Origin of the sequence: Pseudomonas sp. NFACC14 (assembly GCF_900106885.1) — a bacterium.
In the GTDB taxonomy this organism is placed as follows: domain Bacteria; phylum Pseudomonadota; class Gammaproteobacteria; order Pseudomonadales; family Pseudomonadaceae; genus Aquipseudomonas; species Aquipseudomonas fluorescens_AA.
The window spans coordinates 288,769-314,576 of record NZ_FNOA01000006.1 but is presented as its reverse complement, the minus strand read 5'-3'; the positions used below and the strand labels follow the sequence as shown (position 1 = coordinate 314,576).

At 58.8% G+C, this 25,808-nt stretch carries 25 protein-coding genes and 2 pseudogenes; 6 read left to right on the top strand and 21 right to left on the bottom strand.

The features are described from left to right. The coding region (locus tag BLU85_RS12880) for an OprD family outer membrane porin (protein WP_139212808.1) at positions 1–189 on the top strand (189 nt) is incomplete at its 5' end. 48 nt (positions 190–237) lie between these two features. Here BLU85_RS12880 and BLU85_RS12875 read toward each other — a convergent pair. After that, entirely contained in the window at positions 238–630 is a 393-nt protein-coding gene (locus tag BLU85_RS12875) for a hypothetical protein (protein WP_092199989.1), read from the bottom strand. 156 nt (positions 631–786) lie between these two features. Here BLU85_RS12875 and BLU85_RS12870 point away from each other — a divergent pair, with 156 nt between their 5' ends. Continuing rightward, positions 787–1,644 carry an AraC family transcriptional regulator gene (locus tag BLU85_RS12870; protein WP_092199986.1) on the top strand — a complete coding sequence of 286 codons (858 nt, stop codon included), beginning with the start codon at positions 787–789 and terminating at the stop codon, positions 1,642–1,644. A 283-nt stretch (positions 1,645–1,927) separates the two neighbouring features. Beyond that, positions 1,928–4,174: a TonB-dependent siderophore receptor gene (locus BLU85_RS12865; protein WP_092199982.1), complete on the top strand. Its 2,247-nt coding sequence runs from the start codon at positions 1,928–1,930 to the stop codon at positions 4,172–4,174. Positions 4,175–4,192: 18 nt separating this feature from the next. On the opposite strand, the gene BLU85_RS12860 is transcribed toward BLU85_RS12865, so the two are convergent. Next, positions 4,193–4,576, bottom strand: coding sequence for a winged helix-turn-helix transcriptional regulator (locus BLU85_RS12860; RefSeq protein ID WP_092199979.1), 384 nt, complete (start codon positions 4,574–4,576; stop codon positions 4,193–4,195). 101 nt (positions 4,577–4,677) lie between these two features. Between BLU85_RS12860 and BLU85_RS12855 the strand changes: the two genes are divergently transcribed. Beyond that, on the top strand, positions 4,678–5,796 hold the full coding sequence (locus BLU85_RS12855; RefSeq protein WP_092199976.1) for an NADH:flavin oxidoreductase: 1,119 nt from the start codon (positions 4,678–4,680) through the stop codon (positions 5,794–5,796). A gap of 74 nt (positions 5,797–5,870) precedes the next feature. On the opposite strand, the pseudogene BLU85_RS31695 reads toward BLU85_RS12855, so the two are convergent. The 10 genes and pseudogenes from BLU85_RS31695 to BLU85_RS12810 form a co-directional block, all read right to left on the bottom strand. Next, positions 5,871–6,080 (bottom strand): annotated as a pseudogene (locus BLU85_RS31695) (methyl-accepting chemotaxis protein); the annotation flags it as partial. Between the two features lie 81 nt (positions 6,081–6,161). Continuing rightward, positions 6,162–7,154, bottom strand: a pseudogene (locus BLU85_RS12850) (PAS domain-containing protein); the annotation flags it as partial. Positions 7,155–7,269: 115 nt separating this feature from the next. Next, on the bottom strand, positions 7,270–7,947 hold the full coding sequence (locus tag BLU85_RS12845) for an energy-coupling factor ABC transporter permease (RefSeq protein WP_092199970.1): 678 nt from the start codon (positions 7,945–7,947) through the stop codon (positions 7,270–7,272). Positions 7,948–8,007: 60 nt separating this feature from the next. Beyond that, a complete protein-coding gene (locus tag BLU85_RS12840; RefSeq protein WP_092199967.1) occupies positions 8,008–8,448 on the bottom strand; it encodes a nitrile hydratase accessory protein in 441 nt (146 codons plus the stop codon). Next, complete coding sequence (gene nthB / locus BLU85_RS12835; protein ID WP_092199964.1) at positions 8,445–9,098, bottom strand: nitrile hydratase subunit beta; 654 nt, start codon at positions 9,096–9,098, stop codon at positions 8,445–8,447. Before nthB ends, BLU85_RS12840 begins: the two co-directional genes overlap by 4 nt. 19 nt (positions 9,099–9,117) lie before the next feature. Further along, complete coding sequence (gene nthA / locus BLU85_RS12830) at positions 9,118–9,762, bottom strand: nitrile hydratase subunit alpha (RefSeq protein ID WP_092199961.1); 645 nt, start codon at positions 9,760–9,762, stop codon at positions 9,118–9,120. A 76-nt stretch (positions 9,763–9,838) separates the two neighbouring features. Further along, positions 9,839–11,353: an amidase gene (locus tag BLU85_RS12825; protein WP_092199958.1), complete on the bottom strand. Its 1,515-nt coding sequence runs from the start codon at positions 11,351–11,353 to the stop codon at positions 9,839–9,841. A gap of 237 nt (positions 11,354–11,590) precedes the next feature. Next, complete coding sequence (locus BLU85_RS12820; protein WP_092199955.1) at positions 11,591–12,115, bottom strand: group I truncated hemoglobin; 525 nt, start codon at positions 12,113–12,115, stop codon at positions 11,591–11,593. Between the two features lie 106 nt (positions 12,116–12,221). Beyond that, on the bottom strand, positions 12,222–13,088 hold the full coding sequence (locus BLU85_RS12815) for a transporter (RefSeq protein WP_092199952.1): 867 nt from the start codon (positions 13,086–13,088) through the stop codon (positions 12,222–12,224). An 87-nt stretch (positions 13,089–13,175) separates the two neighbouring features. Next, positions 13,176–14,231: an aliphatic aldoxime dehydratase gene (locus BLU85_RS12810; RefSeq protein ID WP_092199949.1), complete on the bottom strand. Its 1,056-nt coding sequence runs from the start codon at positions 14,229–14,231 to the stop codon at positions 13,176–13,178. Positions 14,232–14,794: 563 nt separating this feature from the next. Here BLU85_RS12810 and BLU85_RS12805 point away from each other — a divergent pair. Continuing rightward, positions 14,795–15,730, top strand: coding sequence for an AraC-like ligand-binding domain-containing protein (locus BLU85_RS12805; protein ID WP_092199946.1), 936 nt, complete (start codon positions 14,795–14,797; stop codon positions 15,728–15,730). A 60-nt stretch (positions 15,731–15,790) separates the two neighbouring features. Here BLU85_RS12805 and BLU85_RS12800 read toward each other — a convergent pair whose 3' ends face one another. The 4 genes from BLU85_RS12800 to BLU85_RS12785 form a co-directional block, all read right to left on the bottom strand. Continuing rightward, a complete protein-coding gene (locus BLU85_RS12800) occupies positions 15,791–16,813 on the bottom strand; it encodes a transketolase family protein (RefSeq protein WP_092199943.1) in 1,023 nt (340 codons plus the stop codon). Then, the gene (locus BLU85_RS12795) at positions 16,810–17,658 is read right to left on the bottom strand and encodes a transketolase (protein WP_092199940.1); all 849 of its coding nucleotides are present in this window, start codon (positions 17,656–17,658) and stop codon (positions 16,810–16,812) included. Before BLU85_RS12795 ends, BLU85_RS12800 begins: the two co-directional genes overlap by 4 nt. 17 nt (positions 17,659–17,675) lie before the next feature. Then, positions 17,676–18,977 (bottom strand): MFS transporter, encoded by a 1,302-nt coding sequence (locus BLU85_RS12790; protein WP_092199937.1) that lies wholly within the window; start codon positions 18,975–18,977, stop codon positions 17,676–17,678. A gap of 96 nt (positions 18,978–19,073) precedes the next feature. Further along, positions 19,074–19,823, bottom strand: a complete 750-nt coding sequence (locus tag BLU85_RS12785; RefSeq protein WP_092199934.1) for an SDR family NAD(P)-dependent oxidoreductase — start codon at positions 19,821–19,823, stop codon at positions 19,074–19,076. A gap of 187 nt (positions 19,824–20,010) precedes the next feature. Here BLU85_RS12785 and BLU85_RS12780 point away from each other — a divergent pair, with 187 nt between their 5' ends. Then, a complete protein-coding gene (locus BLU85_RS12780) occupies positions 20,011–20,928 on the top strand; it encodes a LysR substrate-binding domain-containing protein (RefSeq protein WP_092199931.1) in 918 nt (305 codons plus the stop codon). Positions 20,929–21,001: 73 nt separating this feature from the next. Here BLU85_RS12780 and BLU85_RS12775 read toward each other — a convergent pair whose 3' ends face one another. From BLU85_RS12775 to BLU85_RS12755, 5 genes are read right to left on the bottom strand one after another with little or no spacing between them, the layout of a single operon-like run. After that, a complete protein-coding gene (locus BLU85_RS12775; RefSeq protein WP_092199928.1) occupies positions 21,002–23,020 on the bottom strand; it encodes an LTA synthase family protein in 2,019 nt (672 codons plus the stop codon). Beyond that, the gene (locus BLU85_RS12770; RefSeq protein WP_092199925.1) at positions 23,020–23,619 is read right to left on the bottom strand and encodes a hypothetical protein; all 600 of its coding nucleotides are present in this window, start codon (positions 23,617–23,619) and stop codon (positions 23,020–23,022) included. The genes BLU85_RS12775 and BLU85_RS12770 overlap by 1 nt, the downstream gene beginning before the upstream one ends. Then, entirely contained in the window at positions 23,619–24,887 is a 1,269-nt protein-coding gene (locus BLU85_RS12765) for a sialidase family protein (protein WP_092199922.1), read from the bottom strand. The genes BLU85_RS12770 and BLU85_RS12765 overlap by 1 nt, the downstream gene beginning before the upstream one ends. Positions 24,888–24,910: 23 nt before the next feature. Continuing rightward, complete coding sequence (locus BLU85_RS12760; RefSeq protein WP_092199919.1) at positions 24,911–25,456, bottom strand: cytochrome b/b6 domain-containing protein; 546 nt, start codon at positions 25,454–25,456, stop codon at positions 24,911–24,913. Further along, on the bottom strand, positions 25,456–25,722 hold the full coding sequence (locus BLU85_RS12755; RefSeq protein ID WP_048722823.1) for a PepSY domain-containing protein: 267 nt from the start codon (positions 25,720–25,722) through the stop codon (positions 25,456–25,458). The genes BLU85_RS12760 and BLU85_RS12755 overlap by 1 nt, the downstream gene beginning before the upstream one ends. Positions 25,723–25,808: the final 86 nt, after the last annotated feature.

Genomic DNA, 25,808 nt, shown 5'->3' with positions numbered 1-25,808 from the left:
GTGCACACCGCCACGGTCGACGATGGCAAGGAATGGGGCCGGGAAAGTGAGCTGGCCTACACCGTGCAGAGCGGCGCGTTGAAAAGCCTCAACGTGAAGTGGCGTAACTCGACGATGCGTCGGGATTACAGCACCAACGAATTCGATGAGAACCGTATTTTCATCAGTTACCCCATCTCGCTGCTATAAAACATCATTTGTTCTCCCCCTCATGAGTAGCGGCGTTCCGGGACGCCGCTATTTTTCCTTTGGTTGCAGTAACTTCCGCGCCAGCGCCAAGGCTTCATCTTCAGTGGTTGCGATGAGCATGGGATAACCCCAGAATTTTTCATACATGATTGCGAACGCTTTGCCTGCCAGCCGTTTGGCGAGATTTGATTCGATATGAATCGAGGCTTTGACATAACGCTTGAGTTCGCTTTTGTGGCGCTTCATCCATAGGGCTATTTGTTTCAGTTCCTCTGGTGAGTGTTCCGGTTGCTCCTTGTCCAGACCTTCATTGTTTATCAATACGAAGGGCTCATTGCGAGCAAGCAAGGCTTCAAACTCGGCAAGTGACTCTTCCTGGCTATGGCCCAGTGTGGTTTTTTGCAACCAAACGAACGGAAAAAGTGTGGCGTCTATACGCATTTCTCTAGTCCTTCGACACGTTGCCAAACCGCTGTGATGTCCTGCGGTTTCAGGATACTCTGCAAGCGATCCGGCTTAATTGCACAGGCTGGCCACAATGTTGTTCAAACCAGCCATTTTTTTGTTTGAGGGCTTAGCGTGGGGCGCACACCTGGTATGGCGAACACTGCTAAAAAAGACAGGATTGCCGTATTGGACGTCGATAGCATTTCGCGGCCCGTCGTTGCCCTCAGCGCTTCGATGGTGAGCAAGGATTGGGAGCAAGCCAGCCATCAACATCGTAAGGCACAACTGCTTTATTCCGTGCGCGGCATCCTCAATTGTGAAATAGAAGAGGGCGTCTGGATCGTTCCACCACAATGTGCCGTATGGATACCCGGTGGTTTGTCACATGCGACACGTGGTTCAGGAGAGACAGAATGTTATTGCCTGTTTGTTGAACCTGATGCCGCTCCGGATCTTCCGCGACGCTGCTGCACGATTGGTGTATCACCGCTGTTGCGTGAGTTGCTGCTGAAGGCGGCGGGGTTCTCGGGAGACGCTGTCAATGTCCCGCGCGAAGACCGCCTGATCGCAACGTTATTGGACGAATTGTCGGCAGCCCCCGTGGAGGACCTGCATTTGCCGATGCCTCGCGACACGCGTCTGCGCAGGCTCGCTGAAATGCTCTTGGCCGACCCCGCGGTTAAGGTTTCGGTGCGCGAGTGGTCTTCTCGCATCGGCATGAGTGAGCGCAGCATGAGTCGGCTTTTGCTGCAGGAAATAGGGATGAGTTTTGGACGTTGGCGTCGGCAATTGCATGTGATTGTGTCACTGCAACGCATGACCAAGGGCGAGAGCGTCCAATCGGTTGCGTTGGAACTCGGTTATGAGGGACCCAGCGGCTTCATCACGATGTTCCGCAAAACCGTAGGCAAACCGCCTGTGCAATATCTCTCCGCCCGCTCAGCCAGCGCTCTTATCGCGGGTGAATCATCGCCCGTGCCGTCAATCCTGTTTCCTGACGAGCTGTAAGGGCTCGTAGGCGATCTATCCGAACCTGAGCAATCCTCGTGACGGATGGAAAACGGCCACTCGCTGACATTGGCTGAACTGGAAAATAATCTGGCCATCCTTCGATATCTGGCAACGGCGGCTTATTGCTAGATTGCGCGACAACGAATGCAAATCAATTTCACTTGAGATGATTTGTCACTTCTGTTCTCCGGCCTGGTGCCGGTTGAGTTGTCGGCCCATTCTCAAACCCGTCTCTCGACGGTCGGCCGCTGTCTGTTTTTTTCTTGATAAGGAATGGCTGATGTGGAGTTCGTTGACTTACTGCGGTGAGTGGCGCCCTTGCGTGCCTGAGCGTTTGCTGACAAAGCCAGTGACTGCAGCGCTGTTGGTGTTTTTAGGCAGTTCGAGTTGTGTAATGGCGCAGGACCCTGTCGAAGCCGATGAGAACGCTCAGTCTCAAGGCGCGATGATTCTTCCAGCGGTGACGATAAGCGGAACGAGGACACCCGATACCACCACGACAGAAGGGACGGGGCTTTACACCATCGGCCAGACCACGGCCGCGACTCGCTTGCCGCTGACGTTGCGGGAGACGCCGCAATCCATTTCCGTGGTAACGCGTCAACGCATGGATGATCAAAAGCTGGATTCAGTTCAGGGGGTACTGGAGAGCACGACTGGCATCTCGTCTTACCAATCGGATAGCCAACGCACGAGTTTCTATTCCCGAGGCTTTCTGATCGACAACATCCAGTATGACGGCATACCCGCCGTCATTGGCGACGTCATAAACGGCAGCGGCATCAGCGACCTGGAAACGGCATTTTACGACCGTGTCGAAATTGTGCGCGGGGCTAACGGGCTGCTTACCGGCACGGGCAATCCGTCGGCTGCGGTCAACCTGGTGCGCAAAAGACCAACGCCAGAGTTCTCGGCTTCCACCTCTATCAGTGCGGGTTCCTGGGACAGTTTCCGAGAGATGGGAGATGTTTCCGTACCGTTGACAACCGACGGTCGTATCCGTGCACGCATGGTCGGGGTCAATAACGATGGTCACTCCTACATCGATGGTTACCAAACACAAAAGCAAGCGTTCTATGGGGTCATTGAGGCAGATCTCACCGAAGACACCACTTTGGATATTGGGTATGACTATCAGAACAGTTCCCCTGAGCGACCGACATGGGGCGGTGTTCCTCTATGGTTCAGCAACGGCTCAGAGGCAGAATGGTCACGCTCCAAATCCCTGGCCGCGGACTGGAATCGCTGGGACAGCACCCGACAGACTGCTTTTGCCGAACTTGAACACCGGTTCGATAACGGTTGGAAAGTCCGCGGTGTGGTGAACCAGTACCGCACTGAGTATGACTCCCAGTTATTGGGCGGGTTTGGTACACCCGACCAGGATACCGGCTTAGGCGTTTTTCCTAATGGTGCTTATCCGGTTGCGTTGGCCGGCAAAGGGAAAAGCCGGCAAAACACCTTTGATGTGATGGCGAGCGGTCCCTTCGATTTAATGGGGCGCCAACATGACCTGGTAGTGGGCGCTATGAGTTCTCGGTATACCTCGAACAAAGACGATATCAGTCCCTTTTTTGTAGGGTTCACGCCCGGCAATATCTACAATTGGAATAATCATTTCCCCAAGCCTAACTTTGATGCAATGGCGTCTATGCCGACCGATACCGAGGTTAAACAGCGGGGCTTCTACAGCACAGCGAGATTCTCATTGGCCGACCCTTTGAAATTGATTGTCGGAGGGCGGTTCAGTCGGTACGAGATTGATGAGACCGCAGGTGGGACGCCGTTCAATTATAAAAAAAGTAATGAGTTCACGCCTTACGCAGGTCTGATATACGACATTGATAGCACGTATTCTGTCTATATCAGTTATACCGGCATATTTAACCCGCAAACATCGTTCCGAGACAGCAATGGCAATGTCCTCACACCGACGGAAGGCAAGACGAAAGAGATCGGCCTCAAGGCTGAATACCTGGAAGGGCGACTGAGTGCGTCTGTCGCGTTGTTTGACACCGAACTGGACAACGCTGCACAACCGGATGGCAGTCTTCTTACGCCAGGCGGTGCGCAAGCTTACAAAGGGGTTGATGGCACTAAATCCCGCGGGATCGAGTTCGACCTGCAGGGTGAAGTGGCTCCCAATTGGAACTTCTATGCTGGCGTCGCCGCTTTCACAGCCAAGGACGGCAACGACGCCAGGCTGAACCCACAGGTACCGCGCACAACCGCTCAGATGTTCACTACGTACAAGTTACCCGGCCTGTTGGAAAAGTTGACTTTGGGTGGCGGCGTCAGATGGCAAAGCCGCTTCTTGAGCAGTAGTACGAGCACCAGGGTAGCGGAACAAGCCCCCTATGCGCTGACATCACTGATGGCGCGTTATGAGTTGTCAAGGAACGTGGACCTATCAATCAATGTTAATAATGTGTTCGATAAAAAATATGCAACCCAGAAAGGTGATTTCGATACTGTCAGTTATGGAGCGCCGCGTAATGCACTGATGACGTTGAACTATAAATTCTAGTTTGCGCGGCTAACCGAATCACTCCATCACCTTAAACTCCGCGGCTTCGTCAAACTTCGACCGGGCCGCTTCAACCTCGGGCAGTTTGTCGAGCGTCCATTTATGCAATTCGCGAAATGGCTGCTGCAGTGTTCGACCCAGTGGGGTGATCTCGTACTGCACTGCCACGGGCGAGAACGAAATGATCTGGCGCGAGACGAGACCATTGCGTTCCAGCCGCCGCAGACACTGGGTAAGTGCCTTCTGGGTGACGCCCTCCAGGCGACGTTTAATAGCGTTAAAGCGATGCGGCCCGTCATCGAGCACCGCCAGAACCATCATTGACCACTTATCAGCGATTTGGTCGAACAGCGCCCGGCTTGGGCACTCCGACGAAAAACATTGCGGCTTTAATTCCAGCATCGAAGTTTCCTCGCGTATACCTAGGCGATTTTAAGTGCCTAATTGACATCAGGTTTACAAAATATACTTTATGGCCTCCGAAAACAAATGGAGCCCATCCGATGTCGATCCTTGATACCAGCATCTTATTCCGTCCTTTTTCCATCCGGTCGCTTGAACTGAAAAACCGGATTGTCATGGCGCCGATGACGCGTCTGTTCTCACCCGAAGGTATCCCGGGTGAAGCGAGCATGGCCTATTACCGGCGGCGGGCCGAGGGAGGTGTGGGCCTGATTCTGTCGGAAGGCACCGTGATTGATCGCCCGGCATCGCGCAATGATGCCGGCATACCTTTTTTTCACGGCGAAGCGGCGCTGGCTGGATGGAAGAACGTGATCGATGCTGTCCACACGGCTGGCGGGCGCATGGCGCCGCAGATCTGGCACACCGGCTCCACGCGTTACATCAACGACTGGGAGCCGGATGCTCCCGTTGAAAGCCCGTCGGGCCTTGTTTCACCAGGTGACCTGCGTGGCGTGGCGATGAGTGAAGAGGATATTGCCGACACGGTAGCAGCGTTCGCCAAGGCTGCAGCAGATGCCAAGCGACTGGGCTTCGATACTGTCGAAATCCATGGAGCCCATGGTTACTTGATCGATCAGTTTTTCTGGTCTGGTACCAATCTGCGCACCGACCGTTATGGCGGCCCGACAATCAAGGAACGCTCGCGCTTTGCCAGTGAGGTCGTCTCTGCCGTTCGCCAGGCTGTTGGCCCGCAATTCCCGATCATCATGCGCGTCAGCCAGTGGAAGCAACAGGACTACGGGGTGCGCGTCGCTGAAACGCCGACGGTGATGGAGGACTGGTTGTTGCCACTGGTCGAGGCCGGTGTCGACGTCCTGCACTGCTCGCAGCGCCGCTTCTGGGAACCTGAGTTTCCCGAAATTGACGGGGAGAACGGCTTGAACTGCGCAGGCTGGGCGAAGAAAGTCACTGGAGCCACAACCATCAGCGTCGGTTCGGTTGGGCTGGAGAATGATGTCACCAACGCCTTCGCCGGCAAGGGATCGGTCCCTGCGAGCCTGGACCGGCTCATCGAGCGTATGGAGCGCGGAGAGTTCGATCTGATCGCAGTAGGGCGTGTGTTGCTGAGTGACAAGGATTGGGTCGCCAAGGTGGAAAGAGGCGATTACGCGGATCTGAAGGGCTTCAATCCGGCATCTTTGGCTGAATTGGTTTGAATTGCAGTGTGGCCCGGGCATTACGCGCAGGCCACACTTTGTAATGAGAATGGATGCCCAGCTTGAACTCAGTACCTCTCGATCATGTCGGCCGCCTGCTGGGTGGCCTGGCTGGTACGGGTGGCCAGCTTGCGGACCTCGTCGGCGACCACTGCGAAACCCCTTCCGGCTTCACCGGCTCTGGCTGCTTCTATCGCCGCGTTCAAGGCCAGCAGATTGGTCTGTTTGGCGATGCTTTGGATGGCGGCGACTATCTGCGTCAGCTTGGCGAGGTTTTCCTGCATCGCTTGATGCTGACGTTCCTGAGTCTGGCGCAACTGGCTTTCTTCGCGATGGGAGTGCACGTCTGTGATCGCTCCCACTGTACGTAAGGGCGTGCCGTCGTTGCTTCGCTGGGTCTGACCTCTGCCTCTGAACCAACGGTACTCGTCGTTGCGGTGCTTGAGGCGGTAGGTCACATCGAAGGGCGTTCGGCCGGAGCGGTCGGCGACATGGTCGACAAACGCTTGCACGGCACGCTGGCTGTCTTCGGGATGCAGGCGGGACAGCCAGCTTTCGAACACATTGGGAAACTCTTCGATGGTTTCGTAGCCGAGCAGGCGACGCATCTGTGACGAGAACCAGATGACGTTATGGGGATTGGCTGGATCGCCTGCGACGATATTGATATCCCAGAGTGCGTCCTGGATGCATTCGCGGGAAATATCGAAGCGGGCCGAGAGCATTGCGAATTCTTCGTCCCGCAAGCGCTGCGTGTGGATGTCGCGCAGCAGACCGACGCTGATCTGTGGCAGCCCCCGTTCGTCACGGAGCGTTTCACCGCGGATCCGGACCCAGCGGTATTCTCCCGAGGGGCTCACGAGGCGCACCTCCACCTGATAGGGAGTGTGCCCGCTGCGATCGGCAAGGTGATGAGCCAAGGCATCCAGGTTGGCCTGGCGGTCGTCAGGGTGAAGGCAATCGTTCCAGGGCCCTAGACAGGCGGGGAGATCCGCTTGGGTGGGCAGGTTGCCGAACCACTGCAGTACTGCATCGCGTGTGGGTTGTTGGCGGCCATCGAGCTGCAATTTCCAGAGCAGATCACCCGACCCGCATGCCGCCAATTGCCAACGTTGTTCTTGATCATGCAACCGCGTTTCGTATTCACCCAGCTGAAGCTTGAGGCGTTGCAGTTCAGCATTAAGCTCGACCACGCTGGCCCGGAGCGCCGTGCGATCGGCGAGCAGGCACTCGATGCCCGCCAATACCCGTCGCAGTGACGGATCCTTCGCCGCTATCGATACTCCCTCGCCGTCGGGCTGTTCCAGCCGGTCGCCGAGCCGCTTCAATTCCTTGCGGGTGCTATTTCTGAAAAACATCAAACACCTCTGGTTCGCTCACGAGGTTTCGGGGCGGTTCTGGCTCTTGATGCCCCCGAGCATCACGGTCTTCGAATGCCCGGGGACAGTCTGGCCTGGACTGGAGTCTGTCGACTCAGGCGGCCTGGTACAGACGGCGCTCGACCAGCGTGCTACCACGCAGGCGATGTGTTGCCTTGGCACCGGCCAGCACGGCCAGATCCAACAGCGGTTCGAGGATGACGACGGTCATGTAGGCACTACCGAAGGTCAGAATTGACAGGGCGTTGTCTGCTGTGAAGCCTCGTCCGTAGAAGGCCCAGAAGGCAACCCAGGCGACAATGCCCCCCTGGAAGGCAGTCGACAGCCCCAGCGCTTGTCTATAGCTCAATTCCACATACGGCGTGTTTGGCGCGATGACGTGTTTCGCCAGGGCGGTCACTGCGAACAGCGGTACCAGGAGGGTGGTGACGTTCATGCCGTATTGCGGCAGGTCGAATGGCGCGAAGAACAGACCCTGGATCAGCAGCCCCAGGGCCAGGCCCACTGCCGCAGGTGCGGCGCCGAACAGCAGAAACAGGGTTGACCCGAGGATGAGATGGACCTCGGAGACGCCGACTGGATGGTGCGGCAGCAGCTCGAAGAAGCTGAATACCAGGGCCGTGGCAGTGACAGTGCGAGCCAGCAGCGAGAAGACACCACGCTCGCCCAAGGCCTGGGCGGCGAGTTTGAGGGTGTAGGCGCCGGCACCTGCGGCAGTGACGTAGCTCAGCCAGAGTTTTCCAGCTTCCACCAGGTTAGGTTCGATATGCATGACGATTGCCCCTTGGCCGCTACGCGACCTCGAAAGTAAAAAAACAGGACGACTCCGGCCTCAACTTATGGCCCGGCTGATTGCCACCGGCTCGTGCCGCGGCAGGTGTTCGTGGCCGTTTCCATGGGCCGGTGGGCAACTCGCATTGAGCAGCGTCACCGGTTGTCCATGGGGAGTATTCAAGTAAGCTTGCTGCCATTGCTCGGTGCGGCGGGTGATGTCTTCCATACCCGTTAAACCGAGTGTGGTGACCATTCTTTCCAACGCTGTGAGCCACTGCCGGTAGTAAGTGTCGTTGACGCTTTCTCCGGGTTGCGCCGGGGCAGCCTTGATCTCGTCGCTGAATACCTGCACCCAGTCCTCCCAGGGGAACAGACCGATCTGGTGCAGGTGTACCAGCAGGGAAAAGGCCTCGGCCTGCCAAGGTTTGTCGAATACCGGGCCTTCATCGTCGAGAGACAGGCCGGCTATTGGGGGGATGTGACGCATGCTGGCGCTCATACGGCCTCCAGATAGTTGTCCCACAGATCAATGCAAACACTGTCCGGTCGCGCCACTCCCCACAGTTCTGTCGCACTGAATCGAACGGCATAGACCTGTTGGGGTTGTTCGCCCAGACCGTGGGCTAGCGTGTCCGGAGTGGCAAACGCGCCGTGTGCAATCTCGATGGTCCCGACCTTGCCGCGCGCGTAGCGGGGCAGTCGGGTGTGGGTGGTTGGGTTGAGGTTCTTCGTCCGCACCCGGTCACCGACCCGGAAGCGGCCAGGGACGGGTTCCTTTGCCCGGGAAGAGGCGCCGCCGAGCACTACGGCCTCGACGATGTCTGGTGTTAAAACCGTGATGGGCTGTGTCGATGGGGTTGGTTTGGCCGTACCTTGCAGTTCGCCAGTGCTGATCACGCCTTTTTCCAGCAGCAGGTTCTCGAAGGCATGCAGCCAATGCTCGTAGTAACTGGACTGCAAGTATTCAGCCGGTTCCATGCGTTCAATGGAATGTCGGAATTCGTCGACATTGAAGTGTCCGCCGACGAAGAGCGAGGCGAACAGCGGAAAGACCCTGCGCTCCCAGTCGTGATGGAAGATGGGTTCATTTTCTTCGGTGAGCACCGGGCCGAAACCGTGCATACCGCCTAAGTCGTGTACACCGTTCATGGTTTTCTCCTTCTCGGGGTCAGGCTTCGTCGCCCGGCGTCTTCGGCAGCCCGGTGCCGATCATGGCGTCACGCGTCACCAGCTCGACCAGTCGTTCCTCGCTCCAGCCGTCAGTACCGGCCGGACGTTCCGGCAATACCAGGTAGCGCAACTCAGCACTGCTGTCCCAGACGCGAACTTCCTTGTCATCGGGAATGATCAAGCCGAATTCGGCCAGCACGCTGCGCGGATCGATGACTATCCGTGACCGATAGGGCGCGGATTTGTACCAGACGGGTGGCAGGCCCAAGGTCGGCCAGGGGTAGCAGGAGCACAGCGTGCAGACCGTCACGTTGTGCACGGTCGCGGTGTTCTCCACCACCACCATGTCTTCGCCCTGCACGCCGGAAAAACCCAGTTCGGCAATGGCCGCGGTCGCATCTTCCAGCAGCCGACGTTTGTAATCGGGATCGAACCAAGCCTTGGCGACCACCTGGGCGCCGTTGCGCGGGCCGACCTTGTGCTGGTAAGTGTCCACCAGAGCATCCATGGCGGCTGGGTCGACCAAGCCTTTTTCGATCAACAGGGATTCGAGTGCCTTGACACGCAAGGCGATAGCCTCGGGGGGCTCGGTGTGGTCATGGTCATGGTCGTGATCGTGATGATGTTCGTGGGTATGGCTCATGTCTTGGCTCCTCTGAAGTTGATACTCACTTTCAGTGCTACTTGCCGGTGTTCGTTTGCCAATGCGATGCGCAGGTTCACAACGTCCGCCAATCAACAGAAGCCTCGAATGCGGCTGCAGCCTGATAGAGGGTGCCCTCGGCATAATGTTTTGCGACTAACATCAGCCCCACGGGCAGTCCGTCCACCAGGCCACAAGGGATCGACATGGCGGGGTGCCCCGTAATGTCTTGAGCGGCCGTATTGCCAAGCATCTCCAACGCACGCGTGACGGTCTCGGTGATTGAAGAGCCCGGTTCCGGGAGCGGCTGGGCGGTGATTGGCACAGTCGGCATGACGAGCAGGTCATAGGTATTCAGCGCCCGGTCATAGGCGTCTCGGGCAAAGCGCGCTATGTTCTGGGCCTTGGCGTAGTAGCGACCGTTGTAGCGCTCCAGACCGAACTGGCCCACGAACATGCAAAGCTTGAGTGACGGCGACAATGCGTTTGCCTGGTCGCGCCAACCGACCTGTTTGTCCAACAGGCCCACGTCGTACAGCCCCTTCCAGTTAAAACCCGCGCCATTGCCGTGCATCATTTGCATGGTCAGGCCTTCACAGCCGATAGGGCTCCATAACGATCCTGCCAGGTTGTGTTCGGGAACCGATACTTCCTCGACCCGCGCGCCCAAAGCTTCTAGCCGGGCGATAGCGCTGCGCACTTTTTCTGCGATACGTGGATCCTGGTTGGCGAGTTGGAAGCCTTCCTGGAGGATCCCGATCCGGAGTCCGGCCACGCCTCGTTCCAGATAATCGCAATAGGCATCGACCTTGGGGGCGGCCTGGCGGGGGTCGAGCCCGTCTGCGCCGGCCATCACTTCGAGCATGAGCGCGTTATCGCGTACGTTGCTCGTCATGGGGCCGACATGGTCGAAGGTGGACTCGATCGCCATGACCCCGGTGTAAGGCACTAGACCCCAGGTAGGTTTCATTCCATAAATGCCGCACCATGCGGCAGGAATGCGGATGGAACCGCCTTGGTCGCCACCGATAGCCAGGTCGACCGCGCCCGTCGCCACCAGCGCCGCGCTGCCCGAAGACGAACCGCCTGTCGTGAAACCATGGCGAAAGGGGTTGTGCACAGGCGCGGGGTCCGAGGTATGGCTACCGCCGGAGAGGCAGTAATGTTCGCAGGTGGCTTTGCCGAGGATCGTTGCTCCCGCGTCGAGCAGACGCGTCACCACGGTGGCATCAAACGACGGTACGAAACCCTCCAGTGGTGCGGCGCCGTTCATCATCGGGACACCGGCCAGAGAGATATTGTCTTTGAGCGCGACCGTCTTGCCAGCGAGCTTGCCCGAACTGGCGCCCATCACCTCAGTTCTGTAGTACCACGCGTTCAGCGGATTTTCCGTGCTTGAAGGGCGATAACCGGAACTGCGCTCGTAGCGCACTGAAGGGATGAAATCAGGCAACTCATCGACGAGGTCGTAGGCATCGAAACTGGATTGCATGAGCGCCAGGTATTCGCTGGCTTGCTCGGGTGTCAGCTGTATGTGCAGGCGGCTGGCGAGATCCTGCACGTGTTCGAGAGTCGGGCGGATGATGGCCATGGGGTGTCCTGTGTCCTGTGCCAACCCGCAGGGGCTGGCAATGTCTGTTCAAACGTCATCTCGGGGATGCCCGGACACGGTGCGCACGATTGGCGAGCCGTGGCCGGGGCTGGTATCAAGCTATCTCTACAGATTGAGCGGCGCTTGGCTGAGGAGGACAGTCGCTTGGTTGAGCGGGACTCGCTTGCCCCTCCACGGTCGCCCTCCATTGCTGTGGCTCAGGCTTATGCCGGGGTATCAGTCTTCGGATTCAGGCGTGGTCTGTTTCCGAGGTGACTTCCCTGGTTTTGGCCAGATAACCCCAACGCTTCTCATGCCTTTGGCGGGGTCCATTTCCGGGTGCGCGAGTACGACGTCCCGATAGGAGGGGCTCCCGATCACCGCCGGTTTGAACTTGATGAGGAAGTCATTGACCTCTTTGCGCAGGTCCGGGGCCAGGCCGTAGTCGTCGTAGCACGCCTCGAGACAATCGAGCACGGCTTGCCAGTGCACCTCGGTCAGCCCCATTCCGCGATGCGCGGTGACCATGTCTCTACCCCTGTATTTGGCGCTTCCACCCCAGTGCTCGGAAAGGAAATCGACAAAATTGATGTGTTCCTTTTGGAACGTCGATTCCGACATATGGGCCCAGATGTGCCCGATGGCGGGGTGCCCCATCGTTTTTCTCAACACTGCGCCTGCGAACTGATAGATCGCGTCATAGCCGCCAAGACGGGTATAGAGGGAGGGTTGTTGCTCCGTGGTGGGTTGCTGGTCGGTCATTGTCTGGTTACTCCGTTTCGGGTGAGAGGCATCTCATTAGCCAACTGTCGCGTTGTTGGGCACACGCTTGGTTGATAAGGACAACGGGTGGTAGAGACGGGCGGGCCTAAAAGACCCTGACGTAGCGCAGGTTCATGCGAAAGTCCTCTTTGGGGCCGTTCTCCACCGCAAGGTCGCGTCCAAGCTGAACTTGGAGTTGGTCCTTGGCGGTGAAAAACTTTCTGGCCGTGACGCGCAAGTTGGTGGTTTCCATCCTGTCGTCCTGGTTGACACCATCGATCTGGTTTTCCCCACCCCAACTGTGGCCGAAGCCGATAGCCAGCGCAGTGGTCTCGTCGGGCATGTAGCGCCCCATTAACTGAGCGCCGTAGGAAACGTCCTGTTCCCGGCGGGCGGAGCTGGCGCCGAAGTCGTTGTTGTCTGCGTACCAGATAGCGTCACCGACGAGGTCGATGGCCCACTTCTCCGTGAAGTGCTTGACGTAAGCGGCCTGGAGATCAACCTTCCAACGGTTCTCGCCAATGTTGAGCGCGTCGTCTTTGTCATAGTCGCCAGTCGGCACGTATAAGTAGGCGGTCGCACCAAGGGTGTCGTTGGCGTCGTTGAGACGGTACTTGAGCGGCGCGGTGAGAATGAGGTCGCCGATGCCGCTGGCGTCGCCTAGACCAGAAGCGTCACCACCGCCCGAGACATGACCGAAGGGCAGCAGGAATTGAGGCTCGATGGTCAGCCGCTCGCTCAACTGATAGACGTGCAGCAGACGCAGAATGCCGATATCGGAAGTCAGGTTGAAATCGGAGCTGGTCTTGTGCCCCTGGGCATAGGCACTGTCCGTGGTGGCGTGCTGGTAGTAGACCACGCCGATGGTCGCTCCCACGGGGAGCGGCTCGTAATCGCCAGGATCCACCTCGAGGGCATGGGAGGAAAGGCTGGGGAGGAGGGCGGCAAGCGACAGGTAGCGCAACTGTTTCATGATCGATGATCCTTTTTTCGGGCAAAAAGAGCCCCGCAATCGCCAGTCAGGCAATGCGCAGGGCTAAAAGTGGAGTCAGCGATGGAGTCAGGCGGGCGACACTTGCGCGTCGCGCATCATCCCGGTCTGCGGGTGGCAGTTGATGTACTCGAACAGTTGCTGGCTACCGTCCGCTACCGAGACCTCGTGATACAGCCGCAGCTTCGAAAGCCCCCCGATCACTCGGAAGAACGTGGTGAAAATACGTAAATGAGTGGGGTGGGATTCTGCCCAGCGTTCCAGTTTGTCGAGCGATCGCCAGTGACCGATGTCATAGGCGATGTCGAGGAGATTGCCATCCAGGTCGACATTGCGTACGAAGCGGTTGCTGTAGCAGCCCAGCGCCTGCCCCTCGTCACGCAGGAAGTTCATGCCGTCTTGCAGTGGCGGCAGCATCTCGTTGAAGTAGAGCGCACGCTCTTCGTCGCCGGCTTCGACCCAGTCTTGTCCGGAGCGGATCAGCGTCAGGTTGTCGTGGCCGCGTACCACGACCCTGCCGCCCTTGGCGGGGTCGCCTGAAATGACTTGCAGTTCGCTGGTCGGCTGCATCCAGTCGGTCTGCGAGATAGCAAAGCGATCGCGCGCCGAGCCCCAGTAGCCGTGCTCCTCGATCTCGCCGCTAATGCCGTCCATGATCGCACCGACACCTGGCAAATCTTCCTTGAATGCATACAGCGTCTCGAACTGCTCGGCACGTGGTGCGATGACCTCGCGGAAATACCCCAACCCCTCGTTCAGGCGCGCATCGTCGCCCCACCAATCGGCCACGGGCGCTGAAAGTAACCACCGCTGATAGGCGGCGGGATCGCGCCAGTAGCCCACGGCGATGAAGTTTCCATAACCCTGATTGTCGAGGTGGTAGGTCAGGTCGTGATTCCCTGGGCCATCGGCGAGGGCAAAGCTTGCGTCGATGTAGCGCATGGCTTGCAGGGCGGCGGCGCGTTGCTCGTCGCGAAATTGCACCCCGAGGTAAGCCATTACAACTTGCTTCACGTTTTCGTCGGCCCGCCCCACGAACATCGGGAAGGGCGGCTGGTAATCGTCGTGAACACGACGGGACAAAGTCCGGGGACATTTGAGATGTTTATCGATTGCAGATTCCATGGGGGGCTCCTTTATTTCCGTCTCAAACGGACGGTTCGCTGTTCTACATCCCGGTGGATGTTGTTGTTTTGCGGTGGGTACCACTCCATCGGCGTTGCAGCACCAAGGTTCCGAGCTGCACCAGATAAGTGGCGAACTCTTCGGGTGCCATGTCCCATCGCTGTAAGAACCAGGATGAATCGGACAGTCGCTGCTGTTCTCGTGGATGCATGAGACACCTCCTCATTCGTGCTCGTAGGGACACGGCGTGGAGTGAAAATTATCCAGGGGGGATGCAACGTGCTTGGCTCGAATGGACAACCGTTTGGTTAAAAAGGACAGGTAAAAAAGGCCGGCATATCAGCGCGCAGCAATGGTGCGGGGTTTGTGAAACAAGGGGGCGAGGTGCGCCGAGAAGGGGCATGGGGAGTGTTGGAAGGATCGGCCTATTTAACGCGCAGGCGGCTATCTTCCAGTATGTCCGACAGCGGGAATGAGGCGATGGAGATGGCCTGCTAATTGCTTGGCTCGCAAAAACGTTACCCCGCTTTTTTTTGTTGAAACGCCGCCGCGAGGTGAATGCAATGAGCCAGACCTGTCAGTATTCGACGCTTGCCGTTACGGCCCCCCTCCGTTTCGATTACTGGAAAGAAGTGGTTTGTCACCACTGCCTGGACGCAGACAGCAAACTACTGGCGCAGAGCGATTTTGACGGGGCGCTGGAGGTGCATAGCATGGGCGCGTTGGACATCTGCACGTTGTCCGCACCCTTGCACTATTGGGAGCGGTCCGCCCAGCACCTGCGCAGTGATCCCAATGACGATTTGTGGTTGGGCTTTACCCGGAGCGGTTATGGCGAACTGGAGCAGGCTGACCGACGGACGAAACTGGCGGCGGACGATCTGTTTCTTTATGACGCATCCCAGCCGTTCAGATTCAGCTTCGGTGGTACTGATAACCACCTTGTCCGCATTCCGCGACAATTGCTCAGTCAGCGCTTGCCCTCCATAGCGGACTGCACCGCTGTGGTTCTGGATGATCGTCGCCCTGGGGTGGTTCCGTTACGCGAGATGTTACGTCAAGCCGCGAGTATGCCTTCAGTCTTCCATAACACAGCAGTCTCCAGTCGTTACTCCAGCACGTTGCTCGACCTTCTGGTGGTCAGCCTGGAACTCCAGGATTTAAAGCAGACTCATGACGAGTTGGATCTGCATGGCCGGATCATGAAGTACATCCACCAATATTTGACCGAGGCGGACCTGTCGCTCGAACGCATCGCTCAAGCCCACCATGTATCCACACGCACAGTGACGCGCGCTTTCGCCCGTCATCAGAAATCGCCGGTCGCTGAAATCTGGAAGGCGCGACTGCTCGCCAGCCGCGACGCGATTGAGCGCGGTCAAGTCCGCAGTATTTCTCAGGCGGCGCTGGATTTCGGTTTCTCCGACTTCTCTCACTTCAGCCACGCTTTTCGCAAGGCCTTTGGCGTCGCCCCCCATACTCTCCTGCGACGAGAGTGACAGGAGTGGTCTTTCTCCACGGCGTTCAGGGGGGGATTTCCCCCCTGCAGTTTTAACCCCCTATAACCAACCCTTGATCTGCGCGCACACAGCCTGGGTGGAAATACCGTAGCGATCGTGCAACGTCGGAAGCGCGCCCGCATCGAGAAACGCGTCCGGCAGCGCTATCTGCCTGAATGTCGGCGTAACACCATTGCGCAACAGCACGGTGGCCACCGCTTCGCCCAATCCGCCGATGATGGAGTGGTTTTCGGCAGTCACGACCAGTCGTCCCGGCTTTCTGGCCTCAGCCAGGATGGTCTGCTCATCCAAAGGCTTGATGGTGGGAACGTGAAGCACCGCGACATCCACACCGTCAGCCTGAAGTTCCTTGGCTGCTTCCAGGGCGCGCATCGTCATCAAACCGGTGGAAATGATTAAAACCTCATTGCCTGTACGCAGGGTCTTGGCTTTGCCGATCTCGAATTCATAGCCATATTCATCGAGCACCAGCGGTACGTTGCCGCGCAGTAGCCGCATGTAGACGGGCCCTTGGTGCGCGGCAATGGCGGGCACGGCTTGTTCGATTTCCAGGGCATCGCAGGGGTCGACGATCATCAGGTTCGGCATGGCGCGAAAGATCGCCAGATCATCCGTTGCCTGGTGGCTGGGGCCGTACCCGGTGGTCAGGCCCGGTAGGCCGCAGACAATTTTGACGTTGAGGTTTTCCTCGGCAATCGCCATGCAGATAAAGTCATAGGCCCGGCGCGAAGCAAACACTGCGTAAGTGGTGGCGAAGGGCACGAATCCCTCCCGAGCCATGCCGGCCGCCGCGCTCATCAACAGTTGCTCAGCCATGCCCATCTGGTAGAAGCGCTCTGGATGCGCCTTCGCAAAAATGTGCAGGTCGGTGTATTTGGACAAGTCAGCCGATAAACCCACGATGTCCTGGCGCTGGTCCGCGAGTGCGGCCAGTGCGTGGCCGAATGGCGCTGGTTTTGTGGCCTGTCCTTCAGCGGCAATCGACGCAATCATTGCCGAGGTCGTCAGCTTTTTCTTCGCCGCTGCGGGCACCTGAGCGTCAGCCTTGTGTGCGTTGTTCATACTGTTTTGCCTTCTTCCAGGTTGTTCAGGGCCACATCCCATTCATGCTCGTCTACGCGGATGAAGTGAGTCTTTTCGCGGGTTTCCAGAAAGGGCACGCCTTTGCCCATCTTGGTATCGCAGATGATGACGCGCGGCTGTGCGACGGGATGGCTGCGGGCTGCGTCGAACGCTTTGACCAAGGCGTCCAGGTCGTTACCGTCTACCCGCTGGGTAAACCAGCCAAAGGCTTGCCATCGGTCAACGATGGGTTCAAATGCCAGCACCTCGCTGGAGTGGCCGTCGGCCTGCTGGTTGTTGACGTCGACGATGGCGATCAGGTTGTCGAGTTTCCAGTGCGAAGCTGACATCACCGCTTCCCAGGTAGAGCCCTCATTCAACTCACCATCCGATAGCAGGTTGTAAACGAAAGAGCTGGACTGTTTGCGCTTCAGACCCAGGCAGGCGCCTACCGCGATGCCCAGTCCCTGGCCCAGCGAGCCGCCGGTGATTTCCATGCCGGGGGTGTAGGCGGCCATACCGGACATGGGCAGGCGACTGTCATCCGAACCGTAGGTTTCAAGCTCATCCAGTGGAATGATTTCAGCCTCGATCAGCGCGGCATACAGCGCGATCGCGTAGTGACCGATGGAAAGGTAAAAGCGATCACGCTGTTCCCACTCGGGGTCTTCGGGCTTGTAGTTCAAGGCATGAAAGTACGACACGGCCAGCAAGTCCGCCGCGCCCAACGCCTGACCGACATAGCCCTGGCCCTGGACTTGCCCCATGCGCAAGGCATGGCGGCGAATGTTATGGGCACGCTGCACCAATGTGGTGGACGCCCCGCGAGATAAAGTGGCAGTCATGGAAATTCTCCGTTAACTCAACGATTGACCGAAGCGGCAGGAATGCGCAGTACCAAACAGGCACCGATGCACAGCACACCGGTAATCAGGTACATGCCGATGGCGCTCGAACCGGTCGTGGTGGTGATCCAACCAATCAGGTACGGCGAGCAGAAACCCGCCAGATTGGCAAAACTGTTGATTCCGGCGATCCCCGCAGCGGCGGAGACACCACCGAGCAAGGTGGTAGGCAGCATCCAGAACAGGGAAGACGCCGACAGCACGCCGGCTGCTGCAAGGCACAGGCACAACACCGACAACGTCAGGTTGGCACCGAACACCGCCGCCAACGTGAGGCCCAGCGCGCCGGCAAGCATTGGCCCGACCAGATGCCAGCGCCGCTCCTGGTGCTTGTCGCCGCTGCGCCCCATGAGCACCATCGCAATGATGGCGCACAGGTAGGGGAGACTGGTGAGCAATCCGATGTGCATCGGATCGGCAACACCTGCGTTACGGATAAGCGTTGGCAGCCAAAAGGTGATCGCGTACTGGCCCATGACCACGCAAAAGTAGATGCAGGCGAGAATCCACAGGCGGCGGTCCCGCAGGAATGCCCCGACCGATGCGTGGGTGACTTTGCGGCTGTTGTCCTCGGCCAGTTCTTTGGCGACCAGCGCTTTTTCTTCATCGGTGAGCCAGGTTGCCTGGTGCACGCCGTCCTTGAGGTAAGCCAGCACCATCAGGCCGACGATGACGGTCGGGGCGGCTTCAATCACGAACATCCATTGCCAGCCCGCCCAGCCATGAACGCCTGCGAACTGCGTCATGATCCAGCCTGAGAGCGGTCCGCCGATCATCCCCGAAAGCGGGATGGCGATGAACCACAACACCGTCATTTTGGCGCGACGGTAGGAGGGGAACCAGTAAGTGAGGTAGAGCAGCAAGCCCGGCGCGAGACCCGCTTCGGCGATCCCGAGCAGAAAGCGCAGCGTATAGAACTGCCAGGCCGTTTCTACGAAGGCGAAGAGGGCGGAGATGATGCCCCACGAGATCATGATGCGTGCGATCCAGCGCCGGGCACCGACCTTGTGGAGGATGAGGTTGCTGGGCACTTCGCAAAGGAAATAGCCAAGAAAGAACATGCCGGCGCCAAGGCCGTATACGGTCTCGCTCAGGGCCAGGTCATTCATCATCTGAAGCTTTGCGAACCCGACATTCACCCGGTCCAGGTAAGCGCACAGGTAGCACAACATCAGGAAAGGCATCAATCGCCAGGCAGTCTTGCGATACGCGCTTGAGCGCACTGTGGACACAGTGTCGAGCGTCATGGTGGTCATCATGATGGTCTGATCTCTTGTTTTTATAGAACGCCGGGATCAGGCCCGACGTATCTTCGATCCAGAACTGAAAGGACAGTGGGTGGCTTGACCTGATCGTCAGTGGATCAACATGCCGCCGTTTACATCGAGCGTGATACCGGTGAGGTAAGAGGACAAATCGCTGGCGAGGAACAGTACCGCATTAGCGACGTCCTGCGCGGCGCCGAGCCGGCCCAGCGGAATGCTTTCGATGATGGCGTGGCGACGATCGTCCTGCATCAGGCCGCCAGTGATGTCGGTATGGATCAAACCTGGCGTGATGGAGTTGACGCGAATGTTGTCCGCGCCAAACTCCCGCGCCATGGCCTTGCCCAGTCCGAGTACACCGGCTTTCGCTGCGCTGTAGTGGGGGCCGCCGAAGATGCCGCCGCCGCGCTGGGCCGACACGGATGACATGCAGACGATGCTGCCCGAGGCCTGGGTACGCATGACCGGAATGACCGCCTGGGACATCAACAGCGTGCCGCGCAGGCTCACATCCAGGACTTTGTCGTAATCTCCCGGGCGTATGTCCAGGGTCTTGATCGGCTGCGTGATGCCGGCATTGTTGATGAGTATGTCGATACGGCCGTAGCGCTCGACCACCTTGGCGACGGCGGCTTTGACTTGCGTTTCGTCGGCGACATTGGCAGCCAGGCCCAGATGGCCTTCGCCGAGGGTGGCCGCCGCGTCACGGGCGGCGGATTCGTCGAGATCCAGGATCACGACGCGGGCGCCGTGTTGGGCGAAGGTAACAGCCGTTGCTCGACCGATACCACGTTCGGATGCGGCGCCAGTAATAATCGCGACTTTGCCTTGAAGAAGCATGAGGGGTACCTCTGATTGTTTTTATGGTTCGATTCAGCGATCGATGACCCAGAGTGGTCCCCGTCAACAGGTCGAGCAATAACGCAAACGTCACTGCTACATGAATAAAATTCAGCACTCGTCAATGCAGATCGCAAATGCTTGAATGGCACTCCCTGCTCGTGCCACAAAAACAGGCTGAATACTGATGCGCCAGGACGATATCCCTTCATCCAATCTGCCACCGCTGAGAGCCATTCAAGCCTTCGAGCAAACCGCTCGTTTTGGCAACCTGGCAAGAGCCGCCGAAGTGCTCGACCTCACGCCGTCAGCGATCAGCCATCAACTGGCCAAGCTGGAGGTGATGATTGGTCGACAGTTGTTTGTGCGCGCAGCGCGAGGGGTGACGCTGACGCCGGTAGGTGAGCAGTACTTGAAGGATATTTCCGGTCTGTTGCAGAGCCTTGAAGTCGCCACCCAGCGGGCCGCGAGTGACGTGAGCCTGGATTGCCTGCGGCTGCATTCCTCCCCCAGCTTTGGCTTGCTATGGCTGATGCCCAGGTTGGAGTCATTTCGCTTGACCAACCCGGACATCCAAATCAATTTGTCTTGCTCTTATGAATCGCTGCATTTCAGTCAGGACAAGATCGATGTCGATATTCGCCACGGCCGGCCCAATTGGCCCAGCTATGAAGTGCGTACCGTGCGCAACGAGAACTTCGCTGTGCTGGCCTCGCCCAAGCTGATCGCGCGTTGCACGGTAAAAAGCGCCGCTGATCTTCTGGCTGAAGACCTGATCCTTTCCGAAGCGACCTTGCTCAGATGGCCTGAGTGGTTCGCCCAACATGGCCTGGCGCGCCCCGAAAAACCCTACGCCTTGAGTTTTGATCGCTCCTACATGAGCCTGGAAGCGGCGAGCCACGGTTTGGGCTTCGCCCTCGAAAGTACGCTGCTGGCGCAAAAATACCTCGCCAGCGGCTCACTGGTCGAGGTCGCCCCCGAAGCGTTGAGCTCTCCGGTCGCCGCCCACCATCTGGTGTTCCCAAAGGCTCACTCCAGCTTTCCCAGAGTCAGGCGGTTTTTGGGGTGGATGGAAGGGGAGTTGGGGCATAGTTTCGTGTTCTGAAGTGGTGGCCGTCCGAATGGCGACCACCGCGCTTCCAGATATAAATCAGTCATGGAGCGTGAGAACCGCAGCGTCATGGAATATTGCGATAGAGCATCAGCCGCGCCGTTTCGTGCAGCCCCCGTGTCAGCCCGTTCAAGCGCCGAAACTCCTCGGGATGTTGCGCGGCCACATCGCCACGTGGTGTGGGTGATGCCAGGTCGTGCAGGGTCGGCGAACTGCCGTCGTGCTGCATCTGCAGCAGGAAGTCCTTGGTAACACCGCCAATGATCGGGAATGTACCCTCGCGCAGCACCAGCGGCACCACGCGCTCACCCTCGGGTGCCGGCTGCTGGATATCCCGGCCCAGCGCGCCATTTCTGAACGGTATACCCGCCATGCCCGCCACCGTCGGCAACAGGTCCACAAGACCGACGGCCTCTTCGATCACCCGGGGCTGCAGGCCGGGCGCATGGATCAGCAGTGGCACGTTGTTGCTTTCCAGGCCCAGTTGCTCGAACGCCGGAGCCATGTGCGGGATCTGGCTGATACGCGTGTTGTGGTCTCCGAAGAACACAAAAATACTGTTGTCGTAGTAGCCGCCGGCCTTGGCGATTTCCATCAGGCGGCCGATGTTGTAGTCCAGCAGGCGCACGGCGTTATATTGCTCGACGCTACGGGAACCGGCGGCCTGGACTTGCTCCAGTGTCACGTCCTTGACCTGGAAGCCGTCGTTTTGCTCGGGGATGGTGAACGGCCGATGGTTGCCGGAGGTTTGCAGGTAAGCGAAGAATGGCTGGTCCTTGGGCACGGCACGCAGCAGTCGGTCGCTTTCCTTGAACAGGTCCAGATCGGAAATGCCCCACACGTCCACGCGGGGCGAGCGCCAGTGGCTTTCCTCGAACAGTTGCACGCCGTCGATGCTCTGGCGGATCAGCGCATTGATATTCGCCCAGCCGGCGTTGCCGCCGATCATGTAGAACTTCTGGTACCCCTCGAACGCGTTGATCAACGTGTGTTGGCGCGTGATCAGCGGGTTGCGGGTGGCGGTCTCCTGGCGGGTCACATCCGGCACGCCGGTGATACTGGCCCATACGGTCTTGGCGGTACCGGTGACAGGCACATAGAAGTGTTTGAAGAACCAGCTTTGCTTGGCCAGTCTGTCCAGGTTCGGCGTGGGGTCGAGCGGATTGCCATAGGCACCGACGGCGCTGGTGCCGAGGGATTCGAGCATGACGAAAATCACATTCGGCGGGCGCTCACCGGCCAGTCGATAAGGCTGCACGCCTTGTTCGCGGATGAAATCAAGTCGCTGGGCGTCGGGTTGATCGACGCCCAGGTACTGTGCGATCTGCGGGTAGTGCTCGCGCACCTGGGCTTCATCAAATTGTGCTTGACCGACCTTGAGCGTGTCATACAGAAACAGCACCGGGTTCAGGCCCACCGCCGCCACTTGGTTGTTGCCGGAGAAGAACGCATCGCTCCAGCGCAGCGGCACCGGGTTTTCCAGGTTGAGGTTGGCGACGCGGCCAAGCAGGGCCAACAGCACTGCTACGACGCCCATCACGGAAACCGGCACCAGTGCCCACTTGCTGATAGTTTTGCGCTCCTGATCCAGGGTCAATCGTTCAAGGCGTAGCAGCGCCCAAACCCAAAGCGCCACCGCCGTCAGCCAGCCTGAGGCGATCCACAACACCGGGTAGGTTTCCCACAGCATCTGTTGTGAAATCTGTGCGTCTTGCAGGTAGCGCAGCACCGTCGCATTGATGCGCACGCCAAGGTAGGCGTAGTGGCCGAAGTCGATGATGTACACCAGGCCGACCACCGCTAGCGCGATGAGCAGATAACCCCGTGCCAGCCAGCGCAAGATCGGCAGGGTGGTCAGGTTCCAGCGCGGCAGCCAGGCCAGCACGGCCAGCGGCAGCAGAATCAGCACCGTCAGGCGTAGGTCGAAACGCAGGCCGATGCCCAGTGTTTCCAGGAGCGCCGGGGTGTTCAAAGCCAGGCCGGAAAAACCCAGCACAAATACCAGCCGCAACGCCGCCAGCAACACAAATACCAACGCGATCGAGCCTGCGCCGTAACGCAGGCGGCGCGATTGCAACACACCCATCATTGACCTCTGTGCCATTTCAAAAGGGGACGCCACGCGGCGCCGATCAGCAGGCCGAACCCGGCCACCAGGCAGTAGCCGGTCAGCAGCGGGTCGACCAGATAGTCCCAATAGTTTTCCGAAGCCTTGAGCCGCAGCGCGAAGGCCAGGGTGCCGATCGCCAGCATCCACACGGCCAGGGAATTGCGCAGCCACAGCATCAGCAGCGCCAAAGCCCCTACCAGCACAATCATGGGCCGCGGGTTGAACCCCCAACGGTACGGATCGTAATAGGTCAGGCCCAAGGTGGCGGGGTACAGCAACAGGCTCAATACGCCGAACAGCGCCAGCAATTGCACCTGATGTTGACGCCCAAGCGGCTGCACCACGCCCAACCTGCTGAGTGCGACCCACCCCAACAGCACCACGGTGCTGAGCGCCAGGTCATCGGTAAAACTGCGCACATACGCCGCCAGTGGCAGCTCATTGACCGGGATAAAACTCACCGCAGCCAATATCGGCAACCACCACGGGCGCCAGGGCGCGCTGAATCGAAACGAGCTCAACAGCACAAACCCCAACAGTACAAAACTCAAGTGGGCCTGCCATAAAGAAACCATCACAGCCGCTCCGCCAGCCAGGCTTCGTTGAAGCTGACATGTTTGATGAACGTGTTATTCCATGAGTACACCACGTGGTACATGCCGTCCGGGCTGCGGCTGAAGTACGGGTACTCGTATTCGAAGTCGCAGCCCTGGGGTTTGCACACGCGGTAGTCGAGGTTACTGAGGAAGCGTTGTTCCAGCGGCAGGCGCCGTGCGCCGCTGGAGGCACGGAAACCTTCGCCGATGATTTCCTTGTAGACGTCGGGCGAGAAGGGTTGGCCGAGCGGATCGGGTGACTGGTCCAGTTCCACCACCGTACGCCATTGGCTGAGCTGGGCATCGGTGCCGTAGAGACTGAGCCGGAAGCGGCCGTCCTGCAGGTCATTGAGGGCCACCAGCAAACCGTCGTCCACCGTGCCCACTGCTGCCAGCGACGAATTGGGGTTGGCTGGCTCCAGCGGATACGGTTCGCTCCAGGTTTGCCCGGCGTCTTCGGTACGGCTCGCCAGGACGCGGTGATGGGTGTCGCCGGCATAGCGCAACATCGCCACGGCGCGGTTGCCGTCCAGGGGCACAATGGTAGGTTGCAGGGAATTTTTGCCGCGGCTGATGCGGAATTTGTCGATCACCGCACCGTCGGCGCTCAAGTATAGGTACTCGGCAAACTTGCCCATGAATTCGTGGTAGACCGGCAGACCGATAGAACCATCGGCATGGAACACCGGTGCGGCGCGTACCAGCGTGCTGATATTGAAGAATGGTGAGGTCACCAGTTGCCGAGGTGTCGACCAGTTCGCGCCGAGGTCATCGGACACCATCACATTGATTGCACTGGTGGCCCAGCCACCCACCGATACCGAGACATAAAACATCCACAAGCGATTGTCCGGCGCCAGGGCTATGACCGGATTGCCCAGTTTGCGGATGTAGCGCTGGGTGCCGTCACGCGTGCTTTCCCGCGTGGCAAGCACGTGCTCGGCGCCCCATTCGCCGCTACGGGCATCAAAGCGTGCGGTGCGTACCTGTACATCGGCAGCACCTTCGCGCGAGCCGGCAAACCACACGGCCATCAAGTCGCCACCGGGCAGGGCGGTGACCGATGAGGCGTGCACAAAGTCATTGAGCTGCGAAGACACAAAACGGCTGGTGTACTGCGGCGCCGCGGCGGCCTTCGCGGTGGTCGAGCTGATAGGGGCAAACGGCGCCAATACATGGGGGGGATGACTGAACCAGGCGGCGCAGAATACCCCTAGCAGGCTGCAGATCAGGAAGGCGGAGCGCATAGGGAAACCAATCAGGAAAAAGATTAGGGTGCACGCTCATCCGGCAGACGCTTCCTGCGACCGGTGAGCATGGATAACGGCAGGTTGTCCCGCAGCTGGAAACTCTCGAACACCGCTGCCAGCACATGGATGCACACCAGTCCCAGCAACACATTGGCCGCGGTTTCGTGGATTTGCAGTGGCCAATCGGCGCCCCATAAAGCATCGACTTCCTGCATCAGGAAGCCGCTGATACCGAGGGTCAACAGCGCCGACAGCATCGCCACCATCACCAGGGCGCCGAGCGGCGAGTGACCCAGGCGATGGTGCGGGCGCCCCCTGAGCAGCGAGCGCAGGTGGGCCGCGAGCCGCTTCGGTGTCGGCCAGAAGTCTGACCAGCGCGCACTGCGCGGCCCGACGAACCCCCACACCGCTCGTACCAGCAGCCAGGCCATGGCGTAGTAGCCCAGCCAGACATGCCAGTCGTCGCCCGCTTCATTGAAGAAGTAATTGGCAACAAAGACCCCGGCGATAGACAGGTGAAACAGCCTCACCAGCGGGTCCCAAAGGTGCAGGGATTCGCCTTGCATCAGCCTTTTATCTCAGTCTTCACGGCCTTGCCGGTCACCGGGTCGTGGTAGATCTCGACTTTGCGCTTGTCCTTGTCGAAACCGTAGATCTCATAGCAATTGCCGTCGGTGACCTTGAACTTGCTGATTTCGTAGCCTTCGGCCTTGAGCTTGTCCTGGAAGGCTTTTTCGTCTTGCCATTGCGAGCGTTCGGCGGTGGTGCATTGCGGGCCGGCGACGGCCAGAGGGCTGGCGATAATCAGGGACAACAGGAGAATTTTGCGCATGGAAAAGCTCTCAGCGTTTGTGGGAGATTACACAGTGCAAAATCAACCTTAGCGAAACCTTAGTTGGTAATGAGCTGTAACATCTT

What these genes read in the sequence shown, in the direction of transcription:
- BLU85_RS12760 (WP_092199919.1), bottom strand. Translation starts at nt 25,456, where the DNA reads ATGCAAGGCGAATCCCTGCACCTTTGGGACCCGCTGGTGAGGCTGTTT.
- BLU85_RS12825 (WP_092199958.1), bottom strand. Translation starts at nt 11,353, where the DNA reads ATGGCCATCATCCGCCCGACTCTCGAACACGTGCAGGATCTCGCCAGC.
- BLU85_RS12790 (WP_092199937.1), bottom strand. Translation starts at nt 18,977, where the DNA reads ATGATGACCACCATGACGCTCGACACTGTGTCCACAGTGCGCTCAAGC.
- BLU85_RS12820 (WP_092199955.1), bottom strand. Translation starts at nt 12,115, where the DNA reads ATGACCGACCAGCAACCCACCACGGAGCAACAACCCTCCCTCTATACC.
- BLU85_RS12845 (WP_092199970.1), bottom strand. Translation starts at nt 7,947, where the DNA reads ATGCATATCGAACCTAACCTGGTGGAAGCTGGAAAACTCTGGCTGAGC.
- BLU85_RS12775 (WP_092199928.1), bottom strand. Translation starts at nt 23,020, where the DNA reads ATGGGTGTGTTGCAATCGCGCCGCCTGCGTTACGGCGCAGGCTCGATC.
- BLU85_RS12755 (WP_048722823.1), bottom strand. Translation starts at nt 25,722, where the DNA reads ATGCGCAAAATTCTCCTGTTGTCCCTGATTATCGCCAGCCCTCTGGCC.
- BLU85_RS12770 (WP_092199925.1), bottom strand. Translation starts at nt 23,619, where the DNA reads ATGGTTTCTTTATGGCAGGCCCACTTGAGTTTTGTACTGTTGGGGTTT.
- BLU85_RS12800 (WP_092199943.1), bottom strand. Translation starts at nt 16,813, where the DNA reads ATGAACAACGCACACAAGGCTGACGCTCAGGTGCCCGCAGCGGCGAAG.
- BLU85_RS12875 (WP_092199989.1), bottom strand. Translation starts at nt 630, where the DNA reads ATGCGTATAGACGCCACACTTTTTCCGTTCGTTTGGTTGCAAAAAACC.
- BLU85_RS12840 (WP_092199967.1), bottom strand. Translation starts at nt 8,448, where the DNA reads ATGAGCGCCAGCATGCGTCACATCCCCCCAATAGCCGGCCTGTCTCTC.
- BLU85_RS12765 (WP_092199922.1), bottom strand. Translation starts at nt 24,887, where the DNA reads ATGCGCTCCGCCTTCCTGATCTGCAGCCTGCTAGGGGTATTCTGCGCC.
- nthA (WP_092199961.1), bottom strand. Translation starts at nt 9,762, where the DNA reads ATGAGCCATACCCACGAACATCATCACGATCACGACCATGACCATGAC.
- BLU85_RS12860 (WP_092199979.1), bottom strand. Translation starts at nt 4,576, where the DNA reads ATGCTGGAATTAAAGCCGCAATGTTTTTCGTCGGAGTGCCCAAGCCGG.
- BLU85_RS12865 (WP_092199982.1), top strand. Translation starts at nt 1,928, where the DNA reads ATGTGGAGTTCGTTGACTTACTGCGGTGAGTGGCGCCCTTGCGTGCCT.
- BLU85_RS12805 (WP_092199946.1), top strand. Translation starts at nt 14,795, where the DNA reads ATGAGCCAGACCTGTCAGTATTCGACGCTTGCCGTTACGGCCCCCCTC.
- BLU85_RS12785 (WP_092199934.1), bottom strand. Translation starts at nt 19,823, where the DNA reads ATGCTTCTTCAAGGCAAAGTCGCGATTATTACTGGCGCCGCATCCGAA.
- BLU85_RS12815 (WP_092199952.1), bottom strand. Translation starts at nt 13,088, where the DNA reads ATGAAACAGTTGCGCTACCTGTCGCTTGCCGCCCTCCTCCCCAGCCTT.
- BLU85_RS12855 (WP_092199976.1), top strand. Translation starts at nt 4,678, where the DNA reads ATGTCGATCCTTGATACCAGCATCTTATTCCGTCCTTTTTCCATCCGG.
- BLU85_RS12810 (WP_092199949.1), bottom strand. Translation starts at nt 14,231, where the DNA reads ATGGAATCTGCAATCGATAAACATCTCAAATGTCCCCGGACTTTGTCC.
- BLU85_RS12795 (WP_092199940.1), bottom strand. Translation starts at nt 17,658, where the DNA reads ATGACTGCCACTTTATCTCGCGGGGCGTCCACCACATTGGTGCAGCGT.
- BLU85_RS12870 (WP_092199986.1), top strand. Translation starts at nt 787, where the DNA reads ATGGCGAACACTGCTAAAAAAGACAGGATTGCCGTATTGGACGTCGAT.
- BLU85_RS12780 (WP_092199931.1), top strand. Translation starts at nt 20,011, where the DNA reads ATGCGCCAGGACGATATCCCTTCATCCAATCTGCCACCGCTGAGAGCC.
- nthB (WP_092199964.1), bottom strand. Translation starts at nt 9,098, where the DNA reads ATGAACGGTGTACACGACTTAGGCGGTATGCACGGTTTCGGCCCGGTG.